This window comes from bacterium, assembly GCA_041648665.1.
Taxonomy (GTDB): domain Bacteria; phylum UBA10199; class UBA10199; order 2-02-FULL-44-16; family JAAZCA01; genus JAFGMW01.
Genome location: JBAZOP010000040.1, coordinates 18,919 through 28,751 on the forward strand (window position 1 = coordinate 18,919; position 9,833 = coordinate 28,751).

11 protein-coding genes are annotated in these 9,833 nt (G+C 57.2%); 6 read left to right on the plus strand and 5 right to left on the minus strand.

Annotation, left to right across the window (positions count from 1 at the left end; translation table 11 throughout):
• Nucleotides 1–11 precede the first annotated feature (11 nt).
• Complete coding sequence (locus WC683_12395) at nt 12–476, minus strand: hypothetical protein (protein ID MFA4973409.1); 465 nt, start codon at nt 474–476, stop codon at nt 12–14.
• Between the two features lie 117 nt (nt 477–593).
• On the opposite strand from WC683_12395, the gene WC683_12400 reads away from it, so the two are divergent.
• Nucleotides 594–1,946 (plus strand): hypothetical protein, encoded by a 1,353-nt coding sequence (locus tag WC683_12400; GenBank protein ID MFA4973410.1) that lies wholly within the window; start codon nt 594–596, stop codon nt 1,944–1,946.
• A gap of 165 nt (nt 1,947–2,111) precedes the next feature.
• Here WC683_12400 and WC683_12405 read toward each other — a convergent pair whose 3' ends face one another.
• Complete coding sequence (locus WC683_12405; GenBank protein MFA4973411.1) at nt 2,112–2,447, minus strand: four helix bundle protein; 336 nt, start codon at nt 2,445–2,447, stop codon at nt 2,112–2,114.
• Between the two features lie 83 nt (nt 2,448–2,530).
• Between WC683_12405 and WC683_12410 the strand changes: the two genes are divergently transcribed.
• From WC683_12410 to WC683_12430, 5 genes are all read left to right on the plus strand, one after another.
• Nucleotides 2,531–2,869, plus strand: a complete 339-nt coding sequence (locus WC683_12410) for a four helix bundle protein (GenBank protein ID MFA4973412.1) — start codon at nt 2,531–2,533, stop codon at nt 2,867–2,869.
• Nucleotides 2,870–3,410: 541 nt separating this feature from the next.
• Complete coding sequence (locus WC683_12415) at nt 3,411–3,716, plus strand: BrnT family toxin (protein ID MFA4973413.1); 306 nt, start codon at nt 3,411–3,413, stop codon at nt 3,714–3,716.
• A complete protein-coding gene (locus WC683_12420; protein MFA4973414.1) occupies nt 3,688–3,960 on the plus strand; it encodes a BrnA antitoxin family protein in 273 nt (90 codons plus the stop codon). The genes WC683_12415 and WC683_12420 overlap by 29 nt, the downstream gene beginning before the upstream one ends.
• Before the next feature lie 546 nt (nt 3,961–4,506).
• Entirely contained in the window at nt 4,507–5,100 is a 594-nt protein-coding gene (locus tag WC683_12425; protein ID MFA4973415.1) for a hypothetical protein, read from the plus strand.
• Between the two features lie 437 nt (nt 5,101–5,537).
• Complete coding sequence (locus tag WC683_12430) at nt 5,538–5,813, plus strand: hypothetical protein (protein ID MFA4973416.1); 276 nt, start codon at nt 5,538–5,540, stop codon at nt 5,811–5,813.
• A 376-nt stretch (nt 5,814–6,189) separates the two neighbouring features.
• Here the strand turns inward: WC683_12430 and hydE are convergent, their stop codons facing one another.
• The 3 genes from hydE to gcvPA all read right to left on the minus strand — a co-directional run.
• Complete coding sequence (gene hydE / locus WC683_12435) at nt 6,190–7,287, minus strand: [FeFe] hydrogenase H-cluster radical SAM maturase HydE (protein MFA4973417.1); 1,098 nt, start codon at nt 7,285–7,287, stop codon at nt 6,190–6,192.
• A gap of 10 nt (nt 7,288–7,297) precedes the next feature.
• Complete coding sequence (gene gcvPB / locus WC683_12440) at nt 7,298–8,791, minus strand: aminomethyl-transferring glycine dehydrogenase subunit GcvPB (protein MFA4973418.1); 1,494 nt, start codon at nt 8,789–8,791, stop codon at nt 7,298–7,300.
• Nucleotides 8,792–8,797: 6 nt separating this feature from the next.
• On the minus strand, nt 8,798–9,833 hold a 1,036-nt coding region (gcvPA, locus tag WC683_12445), incomplete at its 5' end, for an aminomethyl-transferring glycine dehydrogenase subunit GcvPA (GenBank protein ID MFA4973419.1).

The window sequence follows — 9,833 nt, forward strand, 5'->3', positions numbered from 1 at the left end:
GACCTCGCCTCTCACCAGACATCAGCTTGCCAGTTGCCACGGATATTCACCTTCTGCTCCGGACCTTTGTCGGCCACGGGGGGAGGGGTCGATGCGACCGACTCCGCATATGGGGCGTTGAATCTCACGGTGTAGTTCAGGTCGAATACCTTTGTGCCGTCCTTGCGTTCTTTGACGAGGGTCTTTTTGTGATCCATCGTGGTGAACTGGCACTTGTCGAACGACACGGCTATGCCCTTGGTGGCCTTGACGAGCTTCGGGATCATGGCGTCGTACATCTGGTCGCTGACCTTCGCCCGGATCTCTTTGGTTTTCAAACCGGGGTAATTCCTGGTGTCCACGTCCCAATCGAGGTTGATGGTGAGATACCCGTCTTGCCTGATATCTCCGCTCACGTCCACGGTATTGGCGAAAGCCAGGACCGGGACCGCGAGGGCTATCAGGAGGACCATCGCGAACAAGTTTCTTGATTTCATAATTTTCCCCCTTTGTTGGATTGGCGAAGATTATAGGCCGCGCGAGGCTGTGTCAAGGAAGAGCTGCGGGGCTGATAGGACTGGAATCTGCGGCGATGGCGGTATATAATGCCGCGCATGTTCAGGCGCAATTTCCATGAGCGCATGCCCGCCCGCCTTGCGCGCATGTTTGAAAAGAGGGGGGTCGGCGACCTCAAGGTCGATCTCTGGAACGCATTCGTCGACTCGGGCCTCGTCGGAATCACTGACCACGACTGTTCGGCCCTTCCGAGAATCCTGCCCCTGTCGTATCTGCCGGTGATCAGGCGCGCGGCCCGCGACATCACCGAGTGCCTGATGAAGATCCTCTCGCTCCCTGAGAGGGAACTTCGGGCCGTGCTGCCCGGAGGGCCGGTAGCAAGCTATCTGATCGAGGAGCTCGGCGTGCTGCGCCACAGGCCGCGAAGGCTCACAGGCAGCATGCGCTTCGACATGGCGATCGTGGGGGAGCCCGGCCCGGACAATCCGCCGGTGCTCATGGAGGTAAACGAGATCGGCTTCGACGGGATCGGCCGTTCCTCGTTCATCCAGCAGAGTCTGCTTCGACTATTCCCCGGGCTCGCGCCGCGCGTGCGCTGCCTGGACACTGCGGCCGCCGAGGTGCGCAACATGCGCAGGCTGGGTCCGAAACTCTCGCGCTTTCACTACGACTCCTACACGTGGGAGGAGGAGTCGATCCTGATGCGGGCCGGGCGAGCGGGGCTTACGATAAGGATCTCGCAGCCGCCGGCGTTTCGCGCGCCCATAGACGAGGACTGTAAACTCATGCAACGCGAGAGGGTGCGAGTGGAGAAGGGCAGGCTCGTGGTGGGCGATTTTGCGCCCAGCTCCTACATGGTCGCGTACAGCTTCGAGCTCAAGGACTACAAGGAGGCGCCGGACTTTTTCAGGATGCTCATCCGCTGCAAGACCCCGCAATACAGCCCGTTCATCACGGGACTCGTCGCGCCCAAGACGATCCTTGTGATCCTGTCGGACCGCTCGCTCACCGGCCGCCTGATCGGCCCGGCGCGCGCGAGGAGGCTTTCGAATTCTGTCCTGCGCGCGAGTCTGCTTCCGGGCAGGGAGGAGGAGGTCATTCGCAGGCCCGAGGGTCTGGTGCTCAAACACGCGGACGGCATGGGAGGTGAGAGGGTCTTCGTCGGCAGGGAGGCGGCAAGGCAGGTGAAGAAGATCCGGCCGCGCGACGCGGCCCACTGGGTTGTGCAGGATCGCATTGACATCAACACCATGGACATCGACGGCTTTCTCTCGCGGCCGCGCCGCGTGATCGCGGACCTGGGGGTCTATGTGCAGTACGACTGGAACGGCAGGGAGTTCCTGAATTTCGATGTGGGCGGCTTCATCACGCGCGCCACCAACCGAAGCCTCAAGGTCAACGTTTCCGGCGGCGGCTGCCAAGTCCCCGTCATGTTCGATAAAAGCAGATAGCAGACTTCATAATCGCAGTACCATCGCTTCACCATCGCCGTGCCATCGCATTATCATTGCCTCATCATCGCATTTAAAATCAGAAAACAGAGAATAGACTGAGAAAACTGATAACCTGCCTGCCGGCAGGCTGAGCAACTGAGAGTTGAAAAAAGAGAGCAGGGCTCATGGCAGAGCCCTGATTTGAACGTAGGCCAGGCGAAGGCGGGATTTGAGCGAAGCCTGGGCGGCGCCATCGAGCAGGCCGAAGGCTGCTGCAAGATCGAGCGCAGCCGCGACTTCAGCGATCGAGCCCATGGCGATTCTGAAGAAGCGGCGTCGATCGAGCCCGCGCTTCTGCTTTCCGTTTCCTTCCGATAGATTGAGAACAGCTGACGTGGTTGCGCGGCGCAGCTGATCAACGAGATCGCCGTGTCCTTTGGGCCACCTGGTCACCCTCCTTGCAACCTCCTCTGCCACTCTTACCAACTGCTTGTAGCACCCCAGTTTTTCGTGGTTCATGAAGCCTCCTTTAGGTTCGATTTTCGTTTCGGGCTCTCAATTGGGCGGGAGCCCGAAACGAAAACCGAACCTTGGAGGTATATATGTTGCACGAAAAACTGGAGTGCTACCGCAGGTCAGTAAGGTTGGCAGAGGAGTTAAGCAAGGAGGGTGCCAGGTGGCCCCGAGGCCTAGGCTATCTATATGATCAGCTGCGCCGCGCCATGGCCTCAGTGGTCCTCAATACCGCGGAAGGAAACGCGCGCAGGAGCGCGGCTGAACGCCGCCGGTTCTTCGAGATCGCCCGCGCCTCAGCCGTCGAGGTTTCAGCCTGCATTGATCTCGCTTGCTCTTTCGGCTTGATGCCGCCGATGGGCGCACTCTCCCTCAAATCCCGCCTCACCGAGGTCAGCAAGATGCTCTGGGGCTTGATGAAGCGCTAATCAATCGCTTCCTCATCGAAGTCACCTGTCATGGGGTCGGGATGAGCGCCTTCAGGTCTCTTCAGGAAACCCCCGAAAACGCCGGCGTACAGTCGCCTGGCGCTTCGATGATTGAGAATTCCCGGGACACGACACTTAATTCTAAATAACGACAGGCGCAGGGGGCGCCCCATTGCGACAATCGGGCGCGGCTTCGAGCGTAGTGTATTCGGAAGTGAAAAATCGACTTGGTTTCGCGAATTGGAGGCTGACAAGCGGAAGACATCCAATTCGCTTCCTGTGCAAGAGGCTATAATGCTCTTGAAACCAGGCGATTTTTCACGACGAAAAACGGAGCGAGTGGCGCCGTCGCAATGGGGCGGCCCCGACGAGCCTGTCGCAACAAGGTCCTTTTCAGGTGCAGTGAAACGCAGCACCCCGCAGTGATTTCGTCACCAGTTTCAACTCCTTACCTTGAAATCAAAGGACAATTCGCTGGCCTCCCGTTTGCATTGCAATACGAGCGAGGGCGGGATCGTCGTTGACAAAATATGCATAAAATATGTACAATATAAATACAGAGTGGCTGTTCGAGTGGGACCTCGGGCGGGAAATCAGGAACCTCTCGAAGCACGGGGTGTCGTTTCGGGTCGCCATTGAAGTTTTTGCGGACCCGAAGGTCATTCACCTTGAGGACGGGAGGCATTCATCAGAGGAGGACCGTTTCTATGCGGTCGGCAAGACATCGGAAGGCGAGGTCGTCACCGTGCGCTATACTGTTCGAGGGCATACGATAAGGATCTTCGGCGCGGCGAAGTGGCGCAGGTGGAGGAGGTACTATGAAAGAGAAAATTCCGAATCCGGATAAGATGAAGAGGGTGAAGGGACCGAGGCTCTCTGCGGATCAGATGCGTGCTGCCAAGGTTCGAGTCACTACTTTTCTCGACGAGGATGTGCTCGCTGCCCTCAAGGAAACCGCCCAGGGTTCGGGCACCAGATATCAGACCCTTTTGAATCAGCTACTCAGGCAGGCGCTCATAGGCGACACGAAGACGATCCTCGAACGCCTGGAAAAACTCGAGAAGGCTGTATTCAAATCCCGCGCCGCCTAGCGCTGGGCGGCTGCCAGGTGCCGGTGATGTTCGATAGATCCAAATAGTTTTCATTCTGGGCGTGCGCAGGCTCCGGGGCTCTCCCCCTGCTGCTGCGGCAGTTCGCTCGCTATTCGTCGACAAAAGGCCGCTGGCATCATGCGGCTTGGATGTCTTCCTCGCGTCAGCCTCCAAGCCGCGATGCCAGTCGTCCTTTTGTTCTCCTCATACGCTCGTCTCCTAAGCGCCGCTTAATGCAGCTGGGGGCAGAGCCCCTTCCAGCCTGCAGCACGCCCTCCGGTTCATCCCCTCTCGCGATGTGTTCCACGGTTCTTTACAGCACCTTTAGTTCTCCTCCAGAAACCCCCGAAAACGTGGGCGCAGCCCGGTCCGCCCGCTCACGATGCTGCCTTCCGGGTCCCGAATCCCGGTCTTTTCTCGCAGCGTGTATACTCAATTAAATCAATAGGTTATGAGGTCGCTGAAAATGCATTATTATAGCAACTTATCCCCTGGTCCGACGATAATGGACTAGAAAGACATCCACTATAGAGAGAAGGAGGTTCCATGAGCGTGTGTGATTTTGTAAGGGATATTCCATTTTTGGAAACGTTATTCTGCAAGCCAGAAGGCCGTGTGATCGCTCCGGACGAAGATACGATCGCTGTAGGAAAAGTGAAAGAAATTAAACCGCAGATCAGGGACCTGATGTTTTTCGATGATCTTCATTGCCATTGTTCTCGATTTCATCCAAAGGCTAAAGGCCGTGAAGTGGACAGAGTTTCTGAATTTTGTGAAGTAGGTCTCGATGCGCGCTTGCATGGTGACAAATATGTAGAGATGGCATTGAGTGAATCGGGGCTCGATCATGGCAATGTCACTGTTGCGCATTGGTGGACGGGTGAAAGAGAGATTAAATATTCAAGTCCGATGAAGTTGAATGACGAATGGAGGTGGGTCTCTATCTGGGACAGAGATCAAAATGGCAGATTGAACTGTGGTGATCAAGTGAGGGTCAATTGGAGCCTTGATAAGGTCGAAGGATTTGAGGATTATCTTTTCAGGTACAATTATGGCATTTGCAACGATCCTCACCCTGACGTGACGAAGCAGGTCGAGGCGGCTTATCAAAAGGCCCTCGAATGGATAGGGTTTATCTAGCTTCCAATTTAAAAGGTTATTATTTGAAACTCTAAAACAGGCCCCGCTTCGGCGGGGCTTTTTTGCCTCGTCTGTCATCCTGGGCTTAATAGTCAAAAATGTGTGCTCAAACCCAGCAATTAATGTGTTTTATCAATAGGTTAAGGCCCCTTTTCAGGTGCAGCGAATCGCAGCAGTGGTGCAGCGTTTTCGGCGTCATTCAGATCAGCATCCCGCGAAATTTAAGCAGATTTTTCTGGAGCGTACGTTACGTATATGATCAAATGTACATATAACAGTATGCAATGTTAGATAAAGGCTAGATAACTCTTTGTAATAACGGGCTAATTTAGTTAGCAACTTTTGCCGGCCAAGAGCCGATAATTATAGTGGAACGTACATATAGCTTGAATGAAATGTACATTTAAACTATAATTAATCCAGGAGGCAGGAAAATCATGACAAAGGCGATGAAAATAACAGAGGCCAGAAGCAGCTTGATGGAAATTCCAAAACTCCTTGCCGGGCCTTCTGCGCCAGAGGCGATCGAGGTTACAAAGCGTGGCGTGCCCGTGCTTTATATGGTTTCGCCGGAGGAATACATGTCTCTTTCAGAGACAAGAGAGATCATTGCCGACAGGACTGTGCTTAGAGGTATTGAACGCGGTCTGAAGGATGCTGAAGAAGGGCGACTGCATTCTGCTGAAGAGGTGAGGAAAAAACTCGGCCTGTGAAATGTCCCAACTTATTATTCATAACGTTTCATTTACGGACACGTATATCGAGTCACTCAGTGCTATAAAAAAGCACGGGAAAAATATTGCCCTTGCTATACAAGAAGCGGCTGAAGGACTTTGTCTTTATCCTGAGAAAAAGGGTTATCCTCTTACTAGGCAGTTGGCTGGGCTCTGGAGCAAGCGAGTATATCGTCAAAGGTATCGGTTAATTTATCAAATTAATGATGACACGGCGCCGCCATCGGTCGAGGTGCTGTTCGCAGGAATTCGCAAGGAAGGAAGTAAGGCGGATGTTTACGATCGAGCAAAAAAGGTTCTGACTAAAGTCCGCAACTAAACGATCTGACGCCGATGCGTCAAATTCACGTTTTTTCTATTTCCCCGTCCCAGTGCGTTTGAAGAAATGTTTTGAATCACCCCACTGATCCCAGCCGACTGTTTCGCCGATGGAATGGATGCGCTTTTCGAGGCAACCCCTGCACATGTCCGCGTCCTCGCCAACGCAGGGTTTGTCTTCGTAGAGCAGGTAGTCCCCACGGTACTCCTGCGGCGTGAGGTTCGGCATCACGATGTTGGCGCCGGCCAAGAGCCCCAGCTCGCGGCCCCTGGGATCGAGCGACTGGAGCGCTGTGGCTGCCGCGATGTTGACGTCCTTGAGCGCAAGCCTCGTGACTGCGATCATCTTGAGGGCGAGCGAGAGTCGCCGTTTTTTCTCCTCCTCGGTGTTCACCGCCTCTCTTCCGAGAGGGGTCTCGCCGTGGACCACGTACGGCCCCATTCCGATCATGTCGATGTCCATGTCCTTGAAGAAGAGTATGTCGCGGCTGAGGTGGGCAGCGCTCTGCCCGGGCAGTCCTATCATCACCCCGGTCCCCACTTGGTAGCCGGCGCGCCGGAGCATCTTCAGGCATTCGATCCTGCGATCGAAGTCCTGGGTCGCAGGGTGAAGCGTCTCGAAGAGCGCCCTGTCGGATGTCTCAATGCGCAATAGATACCGGTGCGCCCCTGATTCGAACCAGCGCCTGTATGTCTCCTTTGTCTGCTCGCCGCAGGAGAGGGTGATGCCGAGCTTTCCATCCGAGAGTTTCTTTATATCCCTCGTCAGCCGGTCCACCATCTCCACGAATTCAGGGTCGCATCGCTCGCCCGACTGCAGCACCACTGAGCCGTAGCGATTGTCGAGGGCGAATCTGGCGCAGGCCAGGATCTCCTCGCCGGACATGGTGTAGCGCCTCATCGAGTGGTCGCGGCGGATGCCGCAATAGAAGCAGTTCCTGGAACAGACGTTGGAGAACTCGATGAGCCCCCTGAAATACACGACCGCGCCTGCGCGCGTTCTCTTCACCTCATATGCGGCTTTGAAGAGTTCCTGTATCTGAGAGGGGTCCTTGAGGGATAAGAGTTCTTCGATCGCGCCTGTATCCGCGGACTCCGAGTCCTTGATTTTTGCTATGGACGATGAGATGCCCATGCCGGTTGATCTACTCCTTCAGCACGAGCTCTTTTGCCGCCCGGACTTCGTCGAGCCTGCGCCTGAACGGGCGGTAGGGGGCGTTCTTCACGAGATCCGGATCCTGTTCGCATTCCTTTGCGATGGAGAGCATCGCGTCGCAGAAGCTGTCGAGCAGTTCCTTTGACTCGGTCTCGGTGGGCTCGATCATGATGGCGCCGTGGACGATGAGCGGGAAATATACCGTGGGTGGATGGAAGCCGTAGTCCATGAGCCTCTTTGCGATGTCCAGGGTCTTGATCCCGGATTTCTGCTGCAGCTTGTCGGAGAATACGCACTCGTGCATGCAGCGCTTGGTGTAGGGCATGTCGTACGCCCCTTCGAGCCTTGCCCTCACGTAGTTGGCGTTCAGCACCGCCATGCGCGTGGCTACGGCCAGCCCCTCTGCGCCCAGCTCCCTGATATACGTGTATGCGCGGAGCAGGATTCCGAAATTGCCGAAGAAGGTGTTGATCCTTCCGATGGAATTCGGGTGCCTCTCCGATATCCTGTACGTCTCTTTGTCTTTGACTATGCGCGGGATCGGCAGGAACTGTTCCAGCCCCTTTGTCACCGCCACGGGGCCTGCGCCCGGGCCGCCGCCGCCGTGCGGGGTGCCGAAGGTCTTGTGCAGGTTGATGTGCATAAGATCCGCGCCGATCTCGCCCGGTTTGACGACCCCCATCAGCGCGTTGAGATTTGCGCCGTCGAGGTAGACCAGCCCGCCCTTGGCGTGCACGATCTCCGCGACCTCCTTGAAATGCTCCTCGAAGATCCCCAGCGTGTTGGGGTTTGTTATCATTATGGCCGCGACCTCGTCGTCCATGGCGGCCGCTACTGCTGCGGGATCGAGCAGACCGTCCGGCCCGGATTTGATCGTGACGACGCTGTAGTGGCAGGTCGCCGCTGAAGCTGGGTTGGTGCCGTGCGCAGAGTCGGGGATCAGGACCTTGCTGCGCGGGTTGCCGCGCATGGTGTGATACGCCCTGATCATCAGCATGCCGGTGAGCTCGCCGTGGCTGCCTGCGGCAGGCCAGAGCGTCGCCGCGCTCATGCCCGTTATCTCGGCGAGGTATTTCTCCAGCTCATAGCAGACCTTGAGATTGCCCTGGACCGTGGATTCCGGCTGAAACGGGTGTGTGTCTGCGAAGCCGGGGAGGGCTGCCGCGCGGTTTGCGATCTTTGGGTTGTACTTCATCGTGCAGGAGCCGAGCGGATAGAAGCCCAGGTCCTTGGAGTAGTTCTGCGTGGAGAGCCTGGTGAAGTGGCGGGTCACGTCGGCCTCGCACAGCTCCGGCAGCTCTGGCACCAGATCGCGCGTCATCTTGCCGAAGGCCTCGCAGGAGTTGAACGGAGGCACGTCGCGCGTCGGCAATGAGATGCCGCGCCTGCCCGCCACGCTCTGCGCAAAGACGCTGGACTCCTCCAGGAGGAGTCCATTGGTCCCTCCTCCGGTGCGGCCGTCTGTGTCGTGTCCTTTATCCATAGAAAATTACCCTTTGAGCACCTTCCCGAGCTGCTCGGCATAGCGGTCGATTTCTTCCTTCGTATTGAGCTCAGTGGCGCAGACCAGGATATTGCGGTCCATGTCGGGTTCCCATTTACCCAGGTCTATGCCGCCCATGATCCCCTCTGCCGCCAGCTTTGAGAGCACCTCCGATGCGGGATTCTCCGTCTCGATCACGAATTCGTTGAAGGTCGGCGCCTCGAAGGGGAGCTCGACCCCTTTCACCGAGGAGAGTTTTTTCTTGGCGTAGTCGGCCTTGGCCGCGTTGATGGAAGCGAGCTCGCGCATCCCCTCCTTGCCCAGCATGGACATGTAGATCGCCGCAGTCGTGGCGCAGAGCGCCTGGTTGGAGCAGATGTTGGAGGTGGCCCTCTCGCGGCGGATGTGCTGCTCGCGCGTGGAGAGGGTGAGCACGTAGCCCGGGCGGCCGTTCGCGTCCGCTGTCCTGCCGCAGATGCGGCCGGGCATGTCGCGCACGAGTTCCTTCCTGGCCGTGAATATGCCGAGCGTTGGTCCTCCGAAGCTGACCGGGAGCCCGAGGGAGAGGCCCTCGCCCACCGCGATGTCCGCGCCCCAGTTGCCCGGCGGGTTGAGGATGCCCAGGGAGATCGGCTCCGGGACCACGGCGACGAGGAGCGCCCCCGCCGCGTGCGCCTTCTCCGCTACGTCGGAGAGGTCCTCCACGATGCCGAAGAAGTTCGGGAACTGCACGAAGACCGCCGCCACGTCCTGCGAGATCATCGATTTCAGCTCGCTGCGGTCGATGTGCCCGGCGGAGGAGGGGATGGTGCCCACCTCTTTTTCGTTCGCGATCACGGTCTCGATCACGTGCCTGTATTCAGGGTGCATGTTGTCCGGGAGCAGGATTTTTTTCCTGTTCTTGGAGACCCTGCGTGCCATGAGTGCGGCGTCGGCTCCTGCTGTGGCGCCGCTGTAGTGGGAGGCGTTGGAGACGTCCATGCGGAAGAGCCTGCATATCAGCGACTGGTACTCGAACATCGCCTGGAGCGTGCCCTGACCC

Excerpts from the sequence above, each read along its gene's own strand:
- WC683_12395 (MFA4973409.1), bottom strand. The coding sequence starts at position 476 with ATGAAATCAAGAAACTTGTTCGCGATGGTCCTCCTGATAGCCCTCGCG.
- WC683_12400 (MFA4973410.1), top strand. The coding sequence starts at position 594 with ATGTTCAGGCGCAATTTCCATGAGCGCATGCCCGCCCGCCTTGCGCGC.
- WC683_12405 (MFA4973411.1), bottom strand. The coding sequence starts at position 2,447 with ATGAACCACGAAAAACTGGGGTGCTACAAGCAGTTGGTAAGAGTGGCA.
- WC683_12410 (MFA4973412.1), top strand. The coding sequence starts at position 2,531 with ATGTTGCACGAAAAACTGGAGTGCTACCGCAGGTCAGTAAGGTTGGCA.
- WC683_12415 (MFA4973413.1), top strand. The coding sequence starts at position 3,411 with ATGTACAATATAAATACAGAGTGGCTGTTCGAGTGGGACCTCGGGCGG.
- WC683_12420 (MFA4973414.1), top strand. The coding sequence starts at position 3,688 with ATGAAAGAGAAAATTCCGAATCCGGATAAGATGAAGAGGGTGAAGGGA.
- WC683_12425 (MFA4973415.1), top strand. The coding sequence starts at position 4,507 with ATGAGCGTGTGTGATTTTGTAAGGGATATTCCATTTTTGGAAACGTTA.
- WC683_12430 (MFA4973416.1), top strand. The coding sequence starts at position 5,538 with ATGACAAAGGCGATGAAAATAACAGAGGCCAGAAGCAGCTTGATGGAA.
- hydE (MFA4973417.1), bottom strand. The coding sequence starts at position 7,287 with ATGGGCATCTCATCGTCCATAGCAAAAATCAAGGACTCGGAGTCCGCG.
- gcvPB (MFA4973418.1), bottom strand. The coding sequence starts at position 8,791 with ATGGATAAAGGACACGACACAGACGGCCGCACCGGAGGAGGGACCAAT.